22 protein-coding genes are annotated in these 19,225 nt (G+C 60.0%); 10 read left to right on the top strand and 12 right to left on the bottom strand.

What is annotated here, in order from left to right; all coding sequences use genetic code 11:
- Positions 1 to 5: 5 nt before the first annotated feature.
- Together serS and cysG are read left to right on the top strand one after the other, a co-directional pair.
- A complete protein-coding gene (serS, locus tag FEE99_RS21300; protein ID WP_041477066.1) occupies positions 6 to 1,286 on the top strand; it encodes a serine--tRNA ligase in 1,281 nt (426 codons plus the stop codon).
- A complete protein-coding gene (cysG, locus tag FEE99_RS21295; RefSeq protein ID WP_041477064.1) occupies positions 1,287 to 2,681 on the top strand; it encodes a siroheme synthase CysG in 1,395 nt (464 codons plus the stop codon).
- A 94-nt stretch (positions 2,682 to 2,775) separates the two neighbouring features.
- On the opposite strand, the gene FEE99_RS21290 is transcribed toward cysG, so the two are convergent.
- The 7 genes from FEE99_RS21290 to FEE99_RS21260 all read right to left on the bottom strand — a co-directional run bounded on the left by FEE99_RS21290 (position 2,776) and on the right by FEE99_RS21260 (position 6,738).
- Complete coding sequence (locus FEE99_RS21290; protein ID WP_041477063.1) at positions 2,776 to 3,777, bottom strand: glutathione S-transferase family protein; 1,002 nt, start codon at positions 3,775 to 3,777, stop codon at positions 2,776 to 2,778.
- Positions 3,778 to 3,868: 91 nt separating this feature from the next.
- The gene (locus FEE99_RS21285) at positions 3,869 to 4,870 is read right to left on the bottom strand and encodes a glycosyl transferase family protein (RefSeq protein WP_041477061.1); all 1,002 of its coding nucleotides are present in this window, start codon (positions 4,868 to 4,870) and stop codon (positions 3,869 to 3,871) included.
- Positions 4,867 to 5,202: a TusE/DsrC/DsvC family sulfur relay protein gene (locus FEE99_RS21280; RefSeq protein ID WP_041477060.1), complete on the bottom strand. Its 336-nt coding sequence runs from the start codon at positions 5,200 to 5,202 to the stop codon at positions 4,867 to 4,869. Before FEE99_RS21280 ends, FEE99_RS21285 begins: the two co-directional genes overlap by 4 nt.
- On the bottom strand, positions 5,199 to 5,492 hold the full coding sequence (gene tusB, locus FEE99_RS21275) for a sulfurtransferase complex subunit TusB (protein ID WP_041477059.1): 294 nt from the start codon (positions 5,490 to 5,492) through the stop codon (positions 5,199 to 5,201). Before tusB ends, FEE99_RS21280 begins: the two co-directional genes overlap by 4 nt.
- On the bottom strand, positions 5,492 to 5,848 hold the full coding sequence (tusC, locus tag FEE99_RS21270; protein WP_041477058.1) for a sulfurtransferase complex subunit TusC: 357 nt from the start codon (positions 5,846 to 5,848) through the stop codon (positions 5,492 to 5,494). The genes tusB and tusC overlap by 1 nt, the downstream gene beginning before the upstream one ends.
- 2 nt (positions 5,849 to 5,850) lie before the next feature.
- Positions 5,851 to 6,243, bottom strand: a complete 393-nt coding sequence (gene tusD / locus FEE99_RS21265; protein ID WP_041477377.1) for a sulfurtransferase complex subunit TusD — start codon at positions 6,241 to 6,243, stop codon at positions 5,851 to 5,853.
- Between the two features lie 165 nt (positions 6,244 to 6,408).
- Positions 6,409 to 6,738 (bottom strand): DUF6388 family protein, encoded by a 330-nt coding sequence (locus FEE99_RS21260; RefSeq protein WP_041477057.1) that lies wholly within the window; start codon positions 6,736 to 6,738, stop codon positions 6,409 to 6,411.
- Between the two features lie 132 nt (positions 6,739 to 6,870).
- Here FEE99_RS21260 and FEE99_RS21255 point away from each other — a divergent pair, with 132 nt between their 5' ends.
- Complete coding sequence (locus FEE99_RS21255; protein ID WP_041477055.1) at positions 6,871 to 7,221, top strand: hypothetical protein; 351 nt, start codon at positions 6,871 to 6,873, stop codon at positions 7,219 to 7,221.
- A 102-nt stretch (positions 7,222 to 7,323) separates the two neighbouring features.
- Here the strand turns inward: FEE99_RS21255 and FEE99_RS21250 are convergent, their stop codons facing one another.
- Positions 7,324 to 7,749 (bottom strand): GNAT family N-acetyltransferase, encoded by a 426-nt coding sequence (locus FEE99_RS21250; RefSeq protein ID WP_041477053.1) that lies wholly within the window; start codon positions 7,747 to 7,749, stop codon positions 7,324 to 7,326.
- Positions 7,750 to 7,901: 152 nt separating this feature from the next.
- Here FEE99_RS21250 and FEE99_RS21245 point away from each other — a divergent pair, with 152 nt between their 5' ends.
- The 5 genes from FEE99_RS21245 (at position 7,902) to FEE99_RS21225 (ending at position 12,368) form a co-directional block, all read left to right on the top strand.
- Positions 7,902 to 8,342 carry a hemerythrin domain-containing protein gene (locus tag FEE99_RS21245; RefSeq protein WP_016775257.1) on the top strand — a complete coding sequence of 147 codons (441 nt, stop codon included), beginning with the start codon at positions 7,902 to 7,904 and terminating at the stop codon, positions 8,340 to 8,342.
- Positions 8,343 to 8,549: 207 nt separating this feature from the next.
- Positions 8,550 to 9,185, top strand: coding sequence for a lytic polysaccharide monooxygenase auxiliary activity family 9 protein (locus tag FEE99_RS21240; RefSeq protein ID WP_041477375.1), 636 nt, complete (start codon positions 8,550 to 8,552; stop codon positions 9,183 to 9,185).
- Between the two features lie 98 nt (positions 9,186 to 9,283).
- The gene (locus tag FEE99_RS21235; RefSeq protein WP_024013397.1) at positions 9,284 to 9,871 is read left to right on the top strand and encodes an NUDIX domain-containing protein; all 588 of its coding nucleotides are present in this window, start codon (positions 9,284 to 9,286) and stop codon (positions 9,869 to 9,871) included.
- A gap of 171 nt (positions 9,872 to 10,042) precedes the next feature.
- Positions 10,043 to 11,770, top strand: coding sequence for a gamma-glutamyltransferase (ggt, locus tag FEE99_RS21230; RefSeq protein WP_041477051.1), 1,728 nt, complete (start codon positions 10,043 to 10,045; stop codon positions 11,768 to 11,770).
- A gap of 64 nt (positions 11,771 to 11,834) precedes the next feature.
- On the top strand, positions 11,835 to 12,368 hold the full coding sequence (locus FEE99_RS21225; RefSeq protein WP_041477050.1) for a cysteine hydrolase family protein: 534 nt from the start codon (positions 11,835 to 11,837) through the stop codon (positions 12,366 to 12,368).
- Positions 12,369 to 12,524: 156 nt separating this feature from the next.
- Here the strand turns inward: FEE99_RS21225 and FEE99_RS21220 are convergent, their stop codons facing one another.
- Positions 12,525 to 12,839, bottom strand: a complete 315-nt coding sequence (locus tag FEE99_RS21220; RefSeq protein ID WP_041477049.1) for a DUF7693 family protein — start codon at positions 12,837 to 12,839, stop codon at positions 12,525 to 12,527.
- 160 nt (positions 12,840 to 12,999) lie between these two features.
- Between FEE99_RS21220 and FEE99_RS21215 the strand changes: the two genes are divergently transcribed.
- Positions 13,000 to 14,445, top strand: coding sequence for a SulP family inorganic anion transporter (locus FEE99_RS21215; protein WP_041477048.1), 1,446 nt, complete (start codon positions 13,000 to 13,002; stop codon positions 14,443 to 14,445).
- Here FEE99_RS21215 and FEE99_RS21210 read toward each other — a convergent pair.
- Both FEE99_RS21210 and FEE99_RS21205 read right to left on the bottom strand, forming a co-directional pair.
- Positions 14,413 to 16,644 (bottom strand): response regulator, encoded by a 2,232-nt coding sequence (locus FEE99_RS21210; protein ID WP_041477047.1) that lies wholly within the window; start codon positions 16,642 to 16,644, stop codon positions 14,413 to 14,415. The two genes, FEE99_RS21215 and FEE99_RS21210, sit on opposite strands and share 33 nt — an antisense overlap.
- 187 nt (positions 16,645 to 16,831) lie before the next feature.
- Positions 16,832 to 17,350, bottom strand: a complete 519-nt coding sequence (locus FEE99_RS21205; RefSeq protein WP_041477046.1) for a carboxymuconolactone decarboxylase family protein — start codon at positions 17,348 to 17,350, stop codon at positions 16,832 to 16,834.
- Between the two features lie 130 nt (positions 17,351 to 17,480).
- Between FEE99_RS21205 and FEE99_RS21200 the strand changes: the two genes are divergently transcribed.
- Positions 17,481 to 18,296, top strand: a complete 816-nt coding sequence (locus tag FEE99_RS21200) for an AraC family transcriptional regulator (RefSeq protein ID WP_041477045.1) — start codon at positions 17,481 to 17,483, stop codon at positions 18,294 to 18,296.
- Positions 18,297 to 18,299: 3 nt separating this feature from the next.
- Here FEE99_RS21200 and FEE99_RS21195 read toward each other — a convergent pair whose 3' ends face one another.
- The gene (locus tag FEE99_RS21195; protein WP_041477043.1) at positions 18,300 to 19,193 is read right to left on the bottom strand and encodes a DMT family transporter; all 894 of its coding nucleotides are present in this window, start codon (positions 19,191 to 19,193) and stop codon (positions 18,300 to 18,302) included.
- Positions 19,194 to 19,225: the final 32 nt, after the last annotated feature.

Here is a 19,225-nt window from a genome sequence, read left to right as displayed (position 1 = left end):
CCGACATGCTCGATTCCAAACTGTTACGTAGCAACCTTCAGGACGTAGCGGACCGCCTGGCTTCCCGTGGCTTTGCCCTGGACACCGCGCGCATCGAAGCGCTGGAAGAACAGCGCAAGACTGTCCAGACCCGCACCGAAGCACTGCAGGCTGAGCGTAACGCGCGTTCCAAATCCATCGGGCAGGCCAAGCAGCGCGGCGAAGACATCGCGCCGCTGATGGCGGACGTCGAGCGCATGGCAGGCGAGCTGAGCGCTGGCAAGGTCGAGCTGGACGCGATCCAGACCGAACTCGATTCGATCCTGCTCGGTATCCCCAACCTGCCGCACGAATCGGTTCCGGTCGGCAAGGACGAAGACGACAACGTCGAAGTGCGCCGCTGGGGCACCCCGACCCAGTTCGATTTCGAAGTGAAAGACCACGTCGCCCTCGGCGAGAAGTTCGGCTGGCTGGACTTCGAAACCGCCGCCAAGCTGTCCGGTGCTCGTTTCGCCTTGTTGCGTGGCCCGATCGCGCGTCTGCATCGTGCGCTGGCGCAGTTCATGATCAACCTGCATGTCACCGAACATGGCTACGAAGAGGCTTACACGCCTTATCTGGTTCAGGCTCCGGCGCTGCAAGGTACCGGCCAGCTGCCGAAGTTCGAAGAAGATCTGTTCAAGATTGCCCGCGAAGGCGAAGCCGATCTGTACCTGATTCCAACCGCCGAAGTGTCGCTGACCAACATCGTTGCCGGCGAAATCGTCGATTCGAAGTTGTTGCCGATCAAGTTTGTCGCCCACACCCCATGCTTCCGCAGCGAAGCCGGCGCGTCGGGTCGCGACACGCGTGGCATGATCCGCCAGCACCAGTTCGACAAAGTCGAAATGGTCCAGATCGTCGAACCGTCGCAATCGATGGAAGCGCTGGAAAGCCTGACTGCCAACGCCGAAAAAGTCCTGCAGCTGCTCGGTCTGCCTTACCGCACCCTGGCGCTGTGCACTGGCGACATGGGCTTCAGCGCGGTCAAGACCTACGACCTCGAAGTGTGGATTCCGAGCCAGGACAAATACCGCGAAATCTCCTCGTGCTCCAACTGCGGTGACTTCCAGGCGCGTCGCATGCAGGCGCGTTTCCGTAACCCGGAAACCGGCAAGCCTGAGCTGGTGCACACCTTGAACGGCTCTGGTCTGGCGGTCGGTCGTACTCTGGTTGCGGTACTGGAAAACTACCAGCAGGCCGACGGTTCGATCCGTGTGCCGGACGTGCTCAAGCCGTACATGGGTGGCCTTGAGGTCATCGGCTAAATGAAATATCTGCCGCTGTTTCACAACCTGCGCGGCAGTCGTGTGTTGGTTGTCGGTGGGGGGGAAATTGCCTTGCGCAAATCCCGCCTGCTGGCCGATGCCGGTGCGCTGCTGCGGGTGGTCGCACCTGAAATCGAAACGCAACTGGCCGAACTGGTCGCTGCCAGCGGCGGTGAATGCCTGTTGCGCGGTTACGCCGAAACGGATCTGGACGGTTGCGGGCTGATCATTGCCGCTACCGACGACGAAACGCTCAACGCGCAAGTCTCCACCGACGCCCACCGCCGTTGCGTGCCGGTCAACGTGGTCGATGCGCCGGCCTTGTGCAGCGTGATCTTCCCGGCGATCGTCGATCGCTCGCCGTTGATCATCGCCGTGTCCAGCGGTGGCGATGCGCCGGTACTGGCGCGCCTGATCCGCGCCAAAATCGAAACCTGGATTCCTTCGACTTACGGCCAGTTGGCTGGATTAGCTGCGCGTTTTCGCAATCAGGTGAAAAACCTGTTTCCGGATGTGCAGCAGCGTCGCGGCTTCTGGGAAGACGTTTTCCAGGGCCCGATCGCCGATCGTCAACTGGCCGGGCAGGGCGCTGAAGCCGAGCGCCTGTTGCAGGCCAAGGTCGATGGCGAGCCAATGGTCACCACTGGCGAGGTTTATCTGGTCGGTGCCGGTCCGGGTGATCCGGATCTGTTGACCTTCCGCGCACTGCGTCTGATGCAGCAAGCCGATGTGGTGCTCTATGACCGCCTGGTGGCGCCGGCGATTCTCGAGTTGTGCCGTCGCGATGCCGAGCGGGTGTATGTCGGCAAGCGGCGCTCCGAACACGCCGTGCCGCAGGATCAGATCAACCAGCAACTGGTCGATCTGGCCAAGGCTGGCAAGCGTGTGGTGCGGTTGAAGGGCGGCGATCCGTTTATCTTCGGCCGCGGTGGCGAAGAGATCGAAGAACTGGCGGCCCACGGTATTCCATTCCAGGTGGTGCCAGGCATCACGGCGGCCAGCGGTTGCGCCGCTTATGCGGGGATCCCGCTGACCCACCGTGACCATGCGCAGTCCGTGCGGTTTGTCACTGGCCACTTGAAGGATGGTTCCACCGATCTGCCATGGGCCGATCTTGTCGCCCCGGCGCAGACGCTGGTGTTTTACATGGGCCTGGTGGGCCTGCCGATCATCTGCGAGCAGTTGATCAAGCATGGTCGCGCGGCGGATACCCCGGCGGCGTTGATTCAGCAGGGCACTACAGTCAATCAGCGGGTTTTCACCGGAACGCTAGCTGATCTGCCGCGAATGGTGGCGGAGCATGAAGTGCATGCGCCAACTCTGGTGATCGTCGGCGAAGTGGTGCAACTGCGCGAGAAACTGGCGTGGTTTGAAGGGGCTCAAGCGCAGGTCTGAGTCAGATCAAAAGATCGCAGCCTTCGGCAGCTCCTACAGAGGAACGCATTCTCATGTAGGAGCTGCCGAAGGCTGCGATCTTTTGCTTTTGTGGTTAGCCCCTGCGCCAAACCCCTTTCCCGCTCAGCCGCGCCCGGTCATGGGCCACAGTGAAATCCTGCTCCGGCCCTTTCGGTACAACTCCCGTCGGGTTAATCGTCTTGTGGCTGCCGTAGTAATGATGCTTGATGTGCTGGAAATCCACCGTTTCGGCAATCCCCGGCCACTGATACATCTCACGCAACCAGTTCGAAAGATTCGGATAATCGACAATCCGCCGCAGGTTGCACTTGAAGTGCCCGTGATACACCGCGTCGAAGCGAATCATCGTAGTGAACAGGCGCACATCGGCTTCGGTCAGGTATTCCCCGCTCAGGTAGCGATTGGCACCCAGCAGTTGCTCCAGATGATCCAGTTCGGCGAATACTTCATCGAACGCCTGTTCGTATGCCTGTTGCGAGGTGGCGAACCCGGCACGATAGACTCCGTTGTTCACCGCCGGGTAGATCCGCTCGTTCAGCGCATCGATTTCGTTGCGTAGCGGCGCCGGATAAAAGTCCAGATCGTTACCAGTGATCCCGTCGAAGGCGCTGTTGAACATGCGGATGATTTCCGCCGATTCATTGCTGACAATGCGCTTGAGTTTCTTGTCCCACAACACTGGCACCGTCACGCGCCCGGTGTAGTCAGGCGTATCAGCCGTATACCGCTGGTGCATGAAATCGAAGCCATCAAGTTTGTCGCCTGTCGAACCGAGCGCCTTGTCGAAGGTCCAGCCGTTCTCCAGCATGAGCCAGCTGACCACCGACACGTCGATGAGACTTTCCAGCCCTTTGAGTTTGCGCAGGATCAGCGTGCGATGCGCCCAAGGACAGGCGAGGGAAACATAGAGGTGATAGCGCCCGGCTTCAGCAGTGAAACCGCCTTCACCGCTGGGGCCTGGTTGACCGTCGGCGGTCACCCAGTTGCGGCGTTGCGCCTGTTCGCGCTGGAACGCGCCGTCCTTGCTGCTTTCGTACCACTTGTCCTGCCAGTGGCCGTCGACGAGTAAACCCATGATCAAGACTCCCTAAACCAATATTCGTTGGAGTCGAGTCTATTCCGATGAGTTCGAACAAAAAGCGCAAAGATCGGGCGCTAATGATCGGTTAGATCGATGTGTTGCGCGCCGCCCAATACTGCTCGGCGGTTGCGAACGCCTGTTCGCGATTCTGACCGAGACCGCGCAGGGCGAGGGCCATGGTCGCAATCAAGGCCATTTGCGGGTAACTGTCGACCACATCGCCACGCCACACGGCTCTCAAGTGCTCGATGTCCAGCGAGGCGGGTTTGACGTGGCGCTGCGCTGACAGCTGCGGCCATTCTTCATCCCAGCTCTGACCGCCGCTGGTGCCATAAAGGTGGCTGGTGGCGTCGGGGTTGATCTCGATTTCACCGCCATCGCCCTTGACCACGATTGCCGTGTCGCCGAGCAAGCCGCTGGCATCGCGATGCACCGCCTGGTAACCCGGGTGAAAAATGCTTTGCAGGCCGCAGCGTGCGCCCAACGGATTGAGAATCCGCGCCAGCGAGTGGATCGGCGACCGCAGGCCCAAGGTATTGCGCAGGTCGATCATCTTCTGCAGTTGCGGCGCCCAGTCCACCAGCGGCATAAAGGCCAGGCCGCCGTTGCCCAGTGCCGTGCCGACCTGATGCCAATTGCGGCACAGGGGAATGTTCAGTTCGCCCAGCAGTTGTTCGCTGTACAGACGCCCGGCCGTGTGTGCGCCGCCGCCATGCATGAAGATGCGCACGCCGTTTTGCGCCAGGCATTTGGCTGCCAGCAGATACCACGGCAGATGGCGTTTTTTGCCGGCGTAGGTCGGCCAATCCAGGTCGACATTCAGCGACGGCGCCTGCAAGCGTTCGCGCAGGGCTTCGGTGAAACCGGCCATTTCCTCGGCACTTTCTTCCTTGTGGCGCAGCAACATCAGGAAGGCACCCAGTTGCGTATCTTCGACCTTGTCATCGAGCACCATGCCCATGGCCTCGCGGGCTTCCTCGCGCGTCAGGTCGCGGGCGCCGCGCTTGCCCTTGCCGAGAATGCGCACGAATTGCGCGAACGGGTGCTCGGCAGGCGTTTCGAGGGTCAATGCTGGAAAGTCGTTCATAGGCAATTCGTCGGTTTGGGCAGGCCCGCCAGTTTCGCGGCGAGTTTGGCAGGGGTGCCTTTGAACAGTCGGTTCAGGTGCAGGCTGTTGCCTTTGTCGGCGCCGAGTTTCAACGCGGTGTACTTGATCAGCGGCCGCGTGGCCGGCGATAGCTGGAATTCGGCGTAGAAGCTGCGCAGCAGCTCGAGGACTTCCCAGTGTTCAGGCGTCAACTCGATGTCTTCTGCGGCGGCGAGGGCGCTGGCGACTTCAGGCGACCAGTCGCTGAGGTCAACGAGAAAGCCATCCTTGTCCAGTTCGATGGCGCGGGCGCCGACGGTCATTGAATTCATAGCCAGCTGTTGACCTTGGCGTGATGGATCGACAGTTCGACAAACGCCGGGTAGTCGATGGCCTCGGCCCAGTCTGGAATCTCGATCGCACGCGCCTGTGCGTCCTCAATCAATACAAACAGTCTGATTGCTCGCTCTTGAAGGGTTGAGAACGGCACAGTGTCCGGTTGCAGCGCATACACCGCATCGCCGGACAACAATACCGCATCGGCGCTGCCGAGCAGGCGCAGGCAACTGCTCAGACGATCGTCGGCGAACGGGGAATGAGACAACACATGCAAAGTCGACATCAGAGGGTGATCACCTGATCGTAACGGTCAATAAGGGCGGTGATGTGTTCAGCAGCAAGCGGCTGCGCCTCGTCCAGAGACAGTTTGCCAAGACCGCGAGCATTGGCACTTTCGGCGCAATAGAACAGCTCTTCGACACCAAACATCGGCAGCGCCTGCAGATTGGCGCTGAGGTCTTTCTGCTGCAAGGCTCTGGCGTTCTGCCCGGCGGCCAGTTGCAGCACGCCGTCATCGAGAAACAGCAAACCGATCGGCAGATCAAAGGCGCCACCGGCCAGCACGATATCCAGTGCTTCCCGCGCACCGGGGCCGGACCATGGCGATTGGCGGCTGATGATCAACAGCGATTTGGCCATGTTCAAGCGCCTCCGAAACAGATGAGACGGTCAGCGTCCTGCACGGCATCGTGCAATTGACCCAGACCGGACAATTCCCACGGCGCGCTGAGCGAAATCGCTTCACGCTGGTAACGCTTGGCTTCTTCTTCGTTCAACACGCCACGGCGCAGAGCGGCGGCGATGCAGACCACCCCATCCAGTTGCTTTTCGTTGATGAAGGCGCGCCATTGCTTGGGCAAATCCTGTTCATCCTGCGGCGTCACCACTGCATCGGAGGCGTTGAACACGCCGTCCTGATAGAAGAACAGCCGGACAATCTCATGGCCGCCGGCCAGCGCAGCCTGGGCAAACAGCAGGGCACGGCGCGAGGAGGGCGCATGGGCGGCGGAAAACAGCGCGATGGCGAACTTCATGATGGACTCGATCAGCGAAACTGCGGCCATGATAAAGCTTTATCGCTCGTGCCGCGAAACCCGAGTTTTACGCAGATACCTTTGTAGGAGCTGCCGAAGGCTGCGATCTTTTGATCTTGAAGAGCAAAATCAAAAGATCGCAGCCTTCGGCAGCTCCTACATCGATTACGGGGTGATGCCGTAAAGATCGCAATACTCGATCCAGTCCATCCCCGCCATTTCCGCCACTTCCCGATGCACTTCCAGGCGTTGCGCCTGATAGTCCTCCGGTGAATCAGCGGTCAGCTGCAATGTCAGCTCCCAGGCAAACAACCCCTGGCTTTCTGCCTCAGCCTCGAATGCTTCATGCAAGCGTTCTTCGCGGTACTGCGCCTGGGTTTCACCTTTGGCCTGAGCCAGCAGCGGGTTGAGATGGTCGAGGGTCTCGCGCAGTTCGGGTCGCGCATCGAGAAACAGTTTCAGGGCGTGTTCATGTCGTTGGTCGCTAGGCGCCATGTAATGTCCTTGTGTGGCTGAAGATCTCAGAGTGCCGCAGCTGCTCGCGCGTGTCGCGCATAAAACAGTAAAGCAGAACGATTTGCCGCGTTGCAGTGCTACAGTCCGCTTTTTTCTCGATGAGCGAATGCAATGCGAATGCTGATGGTAGTGCTGGCGGCGGCCCTGTTGGCCGGGTGTGCCGGTTCGGTGATGAACGATGCTCGCAGCAAGAGCCCGGACAAGGTCCTGACCTCGGACAAGCCGGAGAAAGACGTCGCCCGGTGCGTGCAATTCGCCTGGCAGGACGAAGCCGTGTTCGGCGTCGACGCGGCGGCCTATCTGGAGCCGCGCGAGTCTGGCGGCACGACGGTCTACACGCGTTCAGCGGAGTCGTTTGTCGATGTGATTACCGAAGCCTCGGGTACGACTTTGAATTACTACGCACAGCAGAGTGATTTTGTCGCGATGCGGCGCATGGCGGCGATGGCGACCTGCCTCTGATTGTGTGTCGAGGCGGCTGGCGCTTTCGCGAGCAGGCTCGCTCCCACCGATTGAATGCTTTCCAGTGTGGGAGCGAGCCTGCTTGCGCAAAGAGCGACACAGTCAGTTGATCAGCCGCTTTTGGAAAAAATGCCGCTTGTGCCCCGGTGGATAGTCAACGATCTCACCGAACTGGCTGAAGCCCAGCTTCTTGTAGAACTCCGGCGCCTGAAAATCGAAGGTGTCGAGCCAGATTCCGTAGCAGTTCCTGTCTTCGGCCAACGCTTCTGCCTGTGCCATTAACCTGGAACCAATCCCCTGTCCGCGACTTTGTTCCGGTACTGACAGCAAATCGATGAACATCCAGCGCAAAGTCACTCGCCCGTACAACCCGCCCAGTATCGCGCCATACTCATCTTTTACCATCAAGGCGAACGGTTCGGTTTTCGATATGCCGGTCTTCGCATCGTTGTATTCAATCAACGGTTGGAGAATGGCCTGACGCTGTTCCTCGGTAGGATTGTCCGTCAACTCGATACGCAAATTCATGCATGACTTCCTTGTGTGATTGAACGCCCAGCCTAACCCGTCCGGGCAAACGCCTCCAAGCCCTTCGATCGAACAAGCGGAACCGTCAAACCAGCGTTGCGGTCTAGGCTTTTATCGCGTCTTTCCCTGAGCGCGATTGATGAGGAATTCCCGTGAATATTTTTGAAGCCCTGCGCGAAAGCCACGAGCGCCAGCGCACTTACGCCAAGGCTCTGATCGCGACCAGCGGTGACAGCCCTGAGCGGGTCGAGGCCTACAAGCAGCTAAAAGCAGAACTGCAAGCGCATGAAACCGCTGAAGAGCGACACTTCTACATTCCGTTGATGGAAATCGACGAAGGCGTTGACCTGAGCCGCCACGCCATCGCCGAGCACCACGAAATGGACGAAATGATGGAAGAACTCGACGAGACCGAAATGTCCAGTCCGGCGTGGCTGGCCACGGCCAAGAAGCTCTCCGACAAGGTTCATCATCACCTCGAGGAAGAAGAGCACAAGTTCTTCCAAATGGCCGGCAAACTGCTCGACGATAAACAGAAAACGCAACTCGCCGGGCAGTACGAAAAGGAGTATCAGGCGCAACTGTCTGAATGACCAAAGGCGACTCGGCGTGTAGGTGTTCAGCTACACGTTGAGTGCGATGCGTCGTCGAGCACTGGTTATGCATCCAGTATTTCCGGGCTTTTTACGTCTTGCACGGTGGGACTGTGACAAAAGCGCCGATGGACAAAAAATTCACCTCCGTTAGCTTGAAGGCCTCTCCTCGGGAAGGAGAGTTCTCAAATCAACGGAGTGAACATGATGAATCAGGCAATCCCACAAACCCAACTCAAACACGGTCGTGTCATCTCGCCAGCAAGTCGCGGCGCAGTGGCCATTGACCTCGGCTTGCTCGGCGCTTGGCAAGTCAATGAAATGGAGGGCGGCAAAAACTTTCCGGCCGTGAATGCCGGGCCGTTCCCGCAACCCTTCGAGACCGACTCGGACAGCGTCGCGCCGCCGGCCGATGGCTACATTCTCAGCGGCGGCAAGACCGATGCCCGCGATTGCGTCAATTACACCGACGACGAGATGAGCAAGAAGCTCGGCCGTTCATTCAACTGGCCGCTGCTTAATGTCGATCCGGGGCAGATTCTCGAGGTCAGCTGGGCGTACACCGCGCCGCACACCACCCGTGGTTATCGCTGGCTGATCACCAAAGACGGCTGGGATCCACAGCAACGCATCAGCCGTGCGCAGCTCGAAACCCAGCCGTTCTTCGAAGACTTCTACCTGCAAGTGCCGTATTACAGCCATGCCGGCGAATTGAAGGCCAAGGTTGATCACCAAGTGCAACTGCCGACGAACAAGAAGGGTCATCACGTCATTGTGCTGATGTGGATCGTCGCCAACACCGGCAACGCCTTCTACCAGGCCTTCGACGTCGACTTCCAGTAACAACCCAGGCTGAACGAGCCCGGTAGCGCTGCCGGGCTTTTTTTGTCGGCGCAATTGTCCGACCATGGCAGTCCCCCATGAAGACAGGATCAGACGCGATGTCCAACACAGCCGAACGGGTCAACATCGTCGACACACAGGTGTTGTCCCACGACTGGTATCTGCTGAAGAAAATCACTTTCGACTACCACCGCAACAACGGTGAATGGCAGCGCCAGACCCGCGAGGTCTACGACCGGGGCAACGGCGCGGCGATTCTGCTGTTCAACCGCGAAAAGCGCACGGTTGTGCTGACCCGCCAGTTTCGTTTGCCGGTGTTCGTCAACGGCCACGATGGATTGTTGATCGAGGTGGCGGCGGGGTTGCTGGAAGGTGCCGCCCCTGAGCAACGCATTCGTGACGAAGCCGAGGAGGAAACCGGTTATCGCGTGCATGACGTGAAGAAAGTATTCGAGGCGTATATGAGCCCCGGCTCGGTGACGGAGAAGCTGCACTTTTTTATCGCCGAATACGACGCCGCGTCCAAAGTCAGCGACGGTGGTGGGCTGGAAGAGGAAACCGAAGAACTGGAAGTGCTCGAGTGGGGCTTCGATGAGGCACTGGCAGCATTTCAACGCGGCGAGATCTGTGACGCCAAGACCATCATGCTGTTGCAATACGCAGCGATGAACAACCTCTTCGCTTGATGAAAGATCGCAGCCTTCGACGCATTTTTCAGGAGCTGCCAAATGCTGCGATGGCTCAGCATACTGGCTGAACGGGGAGGCGCAATACGCAAAGCCGGCCATACTGCTTGTTGCTCCTGAAGCGCTGCCCTGCGTTTTGCGCAGTCCCCAAAAACAAAAAGAGATCGACTCATGAAGTACGAACCTTTGGCCAGATCGCTCATTGCAACCTCCCTGGCGCTCAGCTGTCTCATGGCTCACGCGGCATCGGTGGCGCCGGTGGCGGCGGAAAACGGCATGGTGGTCACCGCGCAACATCTGGCGACCCATGTCGGCGTCGATGTGTTGAAAAACGGCGGCAATGCCGTGGATGCGGCAGTGGCCGTGGGCTATGCGCTGGCGGTGGTCTACCCGGCTGCGGGCAACCTTGGCGGTGGCGGGTTCATGACCATACAACTGGCGGACGGGCGCAAGACCTTTCTCGATTTCCGTGAGAAAGCCCCGCTGGCAGCGACCGCCAACATGTATCTGGACAAGGACGGTAACGTCATCCCGGACCTGAGCACCCGCGGGCACCTGGCGGTCGGCGTGCCGGGCACCGTGTCCGGCATGGAGCTGGCGCTGAGCAAATACGGCACCAAACAGCGCAAGGACATGATTGCCCCGGCGATCAAACTGGCCGAAGACGGTTTCGAGTTGCAGCAGGGCGATGTCGAGCTGCTCGAATACGCGACGGATGTGTTCAAGAAGGACATGCGCGATTCCGGCTCGATCTTCCTCAGCAACGGCGAGCCGATGCAGGTCGGGCAGAAACTGGTGCAGAAGGATCTGGCGAAAACCCTGCGGACGATTTCCGAGAAGGGCGCCGACGGCTTCTACAAAGGTTGGGTCGCCGATGCCATTGTCACGTCCAGCCAAGCCAACAAAGGCATCATCAGCCAGGCCGACCTGGACAAATACAAGACTCGCGAACTGGCTCCGGTGGAATGCGATTATCGCGGCTATCACGTGGTCTCGGCGCCACCGCCCAGCTCCGGCGGGGTGGTGATCTGCCAGATCATGAATATCCTCGAAGGCTATCCGATGAAGGACCTGGGCTTCCATTCCGCTCAGGGCATGCACTACCAGATCGAAGCGATGCGCCACGCGTACGTTGATCGCAACAGCTACCTCGGCGATCCGGACTTCGTGAAGAATCCGATCGAGCACCTGCTGGACAAGAACTATGCGACCAAACTGCGCAACGCCATCCAGCCGCAAAAGGCCGGCGTGTCGGCTGAGCTCAAACCCGGTGTAGCGCCGCATGAAGGTAGCAACACCACGCACTATTCGATCGTCGACAAGTGGGGCAATGCCGTTTCGGTCACCTACACCCTTAATGACTGGTTCGGCGCCGGCGTGATGGCGAGCAAGACCGGGGTGATCCTCAACGACGAAATGGACGACTTCACCTCCAAGGTCGGCGTCCCGAACATGTACGGTCTGGTTCAGGGGGAAGCCAATGCCATCGCGCCCGGCAAGGCGCCGCTGTCGTCAATGAGTCCGACCATCGTCACCAAGGATGGCAAAGTGGTGATGGTGGTCGGCACGCCGGGTGGTAGCCGGATCATCACCGCGACCTTGCTGACCATGCTCAATGTGATCGATTACGGCATGGGGCTGCAGGAAGCGGTCGACGCGCCGCGCTTCCATCAGCAGTGGATGCCGGAGGAAACCAACCTCGAAGACTTCGCCGCCAGCCCGGATACGAAAAAGCTCCTCGAGAGCTGGGGCCACAAGTTTGCCGGTCCGCAGGATCCCAACCACATCGCCGCGATTCTGGTCGGCGCGCCGTCACTGGACGGCAAACCGGTTGGCAAGAATCGCTTCTACGGCGCCAATGATCCACGGCGTAATACCGGCTTGTCACTGGGTTACTGAGCGGAGTAAAAAGGGGCGGGCTCAGGTCCGCCCCATCTCAAGGACTGATCAAGGAAGGCTCGACATGACCACCGCATTACTGATCATCGACGTCCAGCAAGCGCTGTGTGCTGGTGAATATCAGTGTTTTGAAATCGACCGCGTGATCGCCACGATCAATGATCTCAGCCAACGCGCCCGCACAGCTGGCGTTCCGGTGGTGTTGATTCAGCACGAAGAAAAGGACGGTCCGTTCGTGCATGGCGCGGACGGTTGGCAACTGGCCGAAGGTTTGCTGACTTCGACGAAAGACCTGCGTGTAGGCAAGACTACCGGGGATTCTTTCTACCAGACCGATCTCGGCAAGCTGCTGCCCAGCGAGGACTTCGAACGCCTGATCATCTGCGGCCTGCAAACCGATTACTGCGTCAACGCCACGGTGCGCAGCGCGCATTCACTGGGCTACGACATCGTCGTTGCGCGGGATGCGCATTCGACGGTCGATAACGGCAACATGAGCGCCGAGGACATCATTGCCGAACACAACAAGGATTTCGCCGCCCTGACCAGTTCCGTGGCACGGATCGACGTCAAACCGGCAGCCGAAGTGATCTTCTGAAACGCACATAAAACTCTGTGGGAGCGAGCCTGCTCGCGAAAGCGCTGTGACAGTCAACATCAAACCGACTGATATACCGCCTTCGCGAGCAGGCTCGCTCCGACAGGCGTTTGGTCGGTCTCAACATCAGAGAGCACCGCAGTCGGAAACGATGCACTAGGTTTGGACGCGATTCGCCTCACACAGCAACCGCTCGATCTGCGCCAGTTCCCATGTGCTGAGCAGACTCACCGGGTCCGTGCCATAACGTTGCCAAGTGTCCAGCGTCGCTTCATCCCCGGCGCAGTTGCGCGCGTATTCACAGTGATGCAAGTGTCCCTCGGCGAAGTCCAACAGCAGATGCCAGCCCTCGATGTAAACGGCAATCAGCCCGGACTGGGACATTACCTCGCAGACTTCGAACGCAAGCACGCCCAGCGCAGCTTCGCGCAGACGCTGACACACATCCCGGGCGGACAAAAACGCTGACATGCTGCGACTCGATTCGATGGACAAGCCTGCAAGGATAAGGCCCGCGCCACCCCATGTCAGCGTTTCACTGGCCCGAGGCCGAACAATTCCGTAACATTCGCCTCCCTCTTTTTTCGCGAAAACAGCAGCCGTGCCCAGCGGCCGCTCAGTCAGGTAAGCCATGAAACCGATTCGTCTGCGCGCCGATGTCCTCGCCGGACTCACCACCTCGTTCGCCCTGTTGCCCGAATGCATTGCTTTCGCGCTGGTCGCGCATCTCAATCCGCTGATGGGCCTGTACGGCGCGTTCATCATTTGCACGCTGACAGCGTTGTTTGGCGGCCGGCCGGGCATGGTTTCCGGTGCGGCGGGCTCGATGGCGGTGGTGATCGTCGCGCTGGTGGTGCAACACGGCGTGCAATATCTGCTGGCAACGGTGCTGCTCGGAGGTCTGATCATGATGGCGTTCGGGCTGTTGCGCTTGGGCAAACTGGTGCGCATGGTGCCGCATCCGGTGATGCTCGGTTTCGTCAACGGCCTGGCGATCATCATTGCCCTGGCGCAACTGGAGCACTTCAAAAGCGGCGAGCACTGGCTCAGCGGTACGCCGCTGTATCTGATGACCGGGCTGGTGCTGCTGACCATGGCCATCGTTTACATCCTCCCGCGCCTGACCAAAGCAGTGCCCCCGGCGCTGGTGGCGATCCTTGGTGTCGGCCTGCTGGTCTACCTGTTTGGCCTGCCGACCCGTACCCTCGGCGACATGGCGCACATTGCCGGCGGTCTGCCGACTTTCGCCATGCCAGACATTCCGTGGAGCCTGGAAACGCTGCGCATCATCGCCCCGTACGCAATCCTGATGGCGATGGTCGGCCTGCTGGAAACCTTGCTGACACTGAACCTGACCGACGAAATCACCGAGACCCGTGGCTATCCGGATCGTGAGTGCGTAGCGCTCGGCGCGGCGAACATGGTGTCCGGGGCCTTCGGTGGCATGGGCGGTTGCGCGATGATCGGCCAGACCGTGATCAACCTCAGCTCCGGCGGGCGCGGGCGCTTGTCCGGCGTTGTGGCCGGTGTGCTGATTCTGTTGTTCATTCTGTTTCTGTCACCGCTGATCGAGCGTATTCCGCTGGCCGCACTGGTGGGGGTGATGTTTGTGGTATCGCAGCAGACGTTCGCCTGGGCGTCGTTGCGGGTGATCAACAAGGTGCCGCTGCACGATGTGCTGGTGATCATCGCCGTGACCACCATCACCGTGTTCACCGATCTGGCCACGGCCGTGCTGTGCGGGATCATCATCGCTGCGCTCAACTTCGCCTGGCAGCAGGCGCGCGAACTGTACGCCGATGAACACCTGGAGGCCGACGGCAGCAAGCTCTATCGCCTGCACGGCACGCTGTTCTTTGCCTCGACCACGCCGTTTCTCAATCAGTTCGATCCGGCCAACGATCCGGCGAAAGTCACTCTCGACTGCCGACACCTGAGCTTTGTCGATTACTCGGCGATTGCCGCGTTGAAAACCCTGCGTGAACGCTACGCCAAGGCTGGCAAGCATTTACAGGTGTTTCATCTGTCGGAACGCTGCAAGAAATTACTCAAGCGCGCCGGCGTCGATCACGACTGACGCCGCTGGTTTTGCGTCCTTGAGCCAAGTCTTGCCGAGAATCCGTGAGACCTGTTCGGCGGAGTAGGGCTTGGCGAGAAACTCGAAACCTTCGTAACCGCTGCGGGCCAGTTCTTCGCTGTAGCCGGAGGTCAGAATCACCGGTAGATCGGGGCGGCGCTGGCGCAGCTCCCTGGCCAGCGCGACGCCGGTGATGCCCGGCATGACCACGTCGGAAAACACCGCATCGAACGCGCTGGCATCGCTGCCCGCCAACTGCAGGGCTTCTTCAGCGTTGGTTGCCCATGCGGTTTCATAGCCCAGATCCTGGAGGATCTGGTTGGCAAAACGACCAACATCGAGATTGTCCTCGACCACCAGTACCCGGCGTTTTTCGCAGGCCGGCTGTACCTCGCCATCGTCCTCGGTGCTGTCCTGTTCAGCCTCGTCCGCCGGCACTTGCGGCAAATACAAGGTGAACTCGGTGCCTTGGCCAAGGACGCTGGAGACGTCGACGTTGCCGCCCGACTGCTTGGCAAAGCCGAACACCTGCGACAGCCCGAGCCCAGTGCCTTTGCCGACAGCCTTGGTGGTAAAGAACGGTTCGAAGATGTGTTCGAGGGTGCGTGCGTCGATGCCGGCACCGTTATCGGCCAAGGCGATCGACACGAAATGGCTGCTGGACCCGGCGTGACCGCGAATCGGCGGCAGCGCTTTGTGGCATTCCAGGCGCAATTTCAGCTCACCCTGACCGTTCATGGCGTCGCGGGCGTTAAGCGCAATGTTGATCAACGCGGTTTCGAACTGACTGAGGTCGACACGGATGTAGCAGGGGTGATCCGGGCGTTCGACGCACACATGAATCTGCGCGCCGGTGACCGATTCGAGCATCTCGCCGATGTTTGCCAAACGTTCGCCAGCGTCGACTACCTGCGGATTGAGCGGCTGGCGGCGGGCGAAGGCGAGCAACTGGCTGGTCAGCTTGGAGGCGCGCTCGACGGTGTCGGAAACCGCGCGCATGTAGCGCTGACGGCGTTCTTCCGGCAGGTTGGGCTGGCGCAGAAAATCCACCGACGAACGAATGATCGTCAGCAGATTGTTGAAGTCGTGGGCGACGCCGCCGGTCAATTGGCCGATGGCTTCGAGCTTCTGCGACTGGCGCAACGCCGACTCGGCCTGGGCCAGGCGCAGGCTGCGTTCCTCGACCCGTTGTTCCAGCGTGGCATTGAGTTCAGCCAATGCAAGCAAGCCCTCGCGCACGTTCGCATCGGCGCGCACCCGTTCGATGTGCGCCCAGCACCGTTCGGTCACTTCGCTCATCAATGCCTGCTCAAATTGCGACCAGACCCGCGGCACTTTGTCGTGGACGGCCATCAATGCGGTCAGACGGCCCTGCTTGATCAGTGGTACACAAATGGTCGCGGTAATACCGATGGCCTGAAAGGTCGCCGACTCTTCCGGTGGTAGCTCGCTGCGGTTGTCATGGATGACCAGCGGTTCCCCGGCGCGCAGCAGAGTCACTGCCTTCTCACCGAAATCGCGCAGGCGGTAGTGGCCGACGATGCTTGGCGAACCCGGTGCCGCATAGTCGCCGCGAATGGTGAAGCCATCCTCGTCGGCATCCATGTCGGCGTACGCGCAGTTGGACAATTGCAACTGCTCGACCATCAGCCGGGTGCTCGCCGCCAGGATTGCTTGCGCATCGGTGGCATTGGTCACCGCTTCGCCGATGGCATCGAGGACGGCCAGGCGTTGGTTGAGATAAACGGTCTGGGTGGTCTCGGTGACCGTGTCGAGCATGCCGACGACATTGCCCAGCGAGTCACGAATCGGGCTGTAGCAGAAAGTGAAGAACGCCTGCTCCGGACCGTTGCCGCGTTCGATCTTCAGGGCAAAGTTTTCGATGTAGGTGGCTTGGCCGGCATAGGCCGCCTCGGCTATCGGGCTGATCTCACGCCAGGCTTCTTTCCAGATGTCGTTGAAACGACGTCCCAGCGCATGGGGCTTGTCGCCGAGAATCGGCACGAAGGCGTCATTATAGAGAGTGATCAGTTGCGGGCCCCAGACGATCGCCTGAGGGAAATGCGAGGCGAGGCTGAGCGAGACGGTGGTCTTGAGTACATCGGGCCAGTTTTCCAACGGGCCGAGGGGCGAATTCGCCCAGTCGTGACGGCGGATCTGCCCGGCCATCTCGCCGTTGTCTTGCAACCAGTCTGTCATGGGGTTCGTGTCTTTCCGGGGCATTTGTCTGAGAACAAAGACCTGCGCACAGGCTGTTTGGTTTCAGCGCACCAGACACTGTTTGCGCTGCGAATTATTCTGACCTACATCATGGCAGCAAAAAACAGCGCTGGCGAAAAGAGCATCTTTTCGCCAGCGGATTTTTCTTCAGTTCGTGAGCGACTGCTCAGGCCTCGACGGCGGGGAAATCAATGTCGGTCAGCGCCGTGTTGTTCAGGTAGTTGGTCAATGTCTGCACGGCCACCAGGGCAATCACTTCGATAATCTTGCGGTCATCGATACCGGCGGCGCGGGCAGCGGCCAACTGTTCATCGCTCAAGTGGCCACGGGTTTCGGTCAGTTGGCGGGCGAGGGCGGCGTAGGCATTCAGTTCGCCTTGGCGGGCCGCGACGATGTCCTGTGGCGAGAGCCCGGCCTTGCCGGCAAACATTGTGTGTGCGGACAGGCAGTAGTCGCAGCCGTTGACTTGCGAAGTGGCGAGGTAGACGGCTTCTTTTTCCTGGGCGCTGAGCGAAGTCTTGCCGAGGATCGCCGAAGCTTGCAGGTAAGTGTCGAATGCAACCGGCGCTTGGGCCAGGGTAGTGAAGACGTTGGGCAGGAAGCCGATTTTTTTCTTCACGCCTTCCAGTGCAGGACGGGTGGCATCGGTGGCGGTGTCGAGGCTGATGGTGGGGATGCGGCTCATGGTGATTCTCCAAATTGCGCGGCGAAGTGCAGCGGCGATGGAGAAATCTTAGGGGCTGCCAATGGCGCTTTGGCGGCAAATCGTCGAGGATATGCGGCAGATCGTCCAGATATGCCTTCGGGAGTCAGCCATGGATCGCCTTTCCACATTACTCAGTCATTTCGGCGTGAACGCCGGCACCTTCCATAGCGGCGCGTTTTGCGGCGTGAGTGTTCACGAAGGCGAGCCGGTCGGGCACGTGCATGTTCTGCAAGCCGGGGCGTTGCTGCTCAAACCGGGCAACGAGCGGGAGATCCGTCTGGACGAACCGTCACTGATTTTCTTTCCCCGGCCGTTTACCCATCGGATGTTTGCCGACGAAGCCATGGCCAGTCAGATTGTCTGTGCCTCGCTGACCTTCGACGGCGGCTCGGGCAATGCCCTGGCCGCCGCGTTACCGGACTATCTGGTATTGAAACTCACCGACATCCCGGAATTGCGCAGCACCCTTGACTGGCTGTTCAACGAAGCCTTTGAAGGACATTGCGGGCGCGTGGCGGTGATGGATCGCCTGTTTGAATTGCTGGTGATTCTGCTGCTGCGCCATCTCATCGGCAGTCGAGATCAGCAACCGGGCATGATGGCCGGACTGGCTGATCCGCGCGTGTCTCGCGCCTTGAACCTGATCCACGAGCAGCCGCACAAGCCTTGGAGTGTGGCCGATCTCGCGGCGGCGGCGAACCAGTCCCGCGCCGGTTTTGCCGAGCAGTTTCGCCGGGTTGTCGGGCAGACGCCGGCCGATTATCTGCTGAGCTGGCGCGTCAGTCTTGCGCAGAAACGCCTGCGCGAAGGCCGGCCGATTGCGTTGATTGCCGAAGAGGTCGGTTACGAAAGTCCGTCGGCGCTGGCCCGGGCGTTTCGGCGCAAGACCGGTCTCAGTCCTCGGCAATGGAAAGCCGGACACTGAACATTACCTGGCGAATTTCTTCGCTCCGGCCACGCAAAGAATCACCCCAAGCGTTACGCCGAGCATGCCGACGCTGACCTGCTCATGCAGCAACGTCGCCGCCAGCGCCAGACCGAAAAACGGCTGCAGCAACTGCAACTGCCCGACCGCCGCAATCCCGCCCTGGGCCAGGCCGCGATACCAGAACACAAAGCCGATCAGCATGCTGAACAGCGACACGTAACCCAGGCACATCCACGCAGGCAAGCTGATGTTGCCGAACGAGGCGGGCGCCAGCCACAGGCTGAGCACTGCCATCAGCGGTAACGACAACACCAGCGCCCAGCAGATCACCTGCCAGCCGCCGAGGCTGCGTGACAGTTTCGCGCCTTCGGCGTAACCGAGGCCGCAGGCCAGAATCGCCGCGAGCATCAGCAAGTCCCCGGTCGGCGACGCGCTCAGGCCTTGGGACAGAGCGAAGCCCACCACCAATGCGCTGCCCAGCACCGAAAAGATCCAGAACACCGGCCGTGGCCGCTCACCGCCACGCAAGACACCAAACATTGCCGTGGCCAGCGGCAGCAATCCTACAAACACGATCGAATGCGCTGAAGTTACGTGCTGCAATGCCAGCGCGGTCAACAGCGGAAAACCCAACACCACGCCCAGCGCAACAATCACCAGCGACAGCCACTGATGGCGCGACGGTCGCTGTTGCTTGAACAACAGCAGAAGTCCGACGGCCAGTGCGCCGGCAATCGCTGCTCGCACCACGGTCAGAAACACCGGATCGAATTCCAGCACCGCCAAACGTGTGGCCGGCAGCGAACCGCTGAAAATCAGCACGCCGATAAAACCGTTGATCCAGCCGCTGGTTTTTTCCAGCGCCGGGTTGGCCGCAGTCGATGTTGTGTGCATGTCGGTCGCGCTCAAAGAGTGGCTTGTATCGC

This window comes from Pseudomonas sp. ef1, assembly GCF_007293365.2.
Classification (GTDB): domain Bacteria; phylum Pseudomonadota; class Gammaproteobacteria; order Pseudomonadales; family Pseudomonadaceae; genus Aquipseudomonas; species Aquipseudomonas siliginis.
Note: the sequence above shows the minus strand (reverse complement) of the source record. Positions and strands in the feature narration are given on the sequence as shown.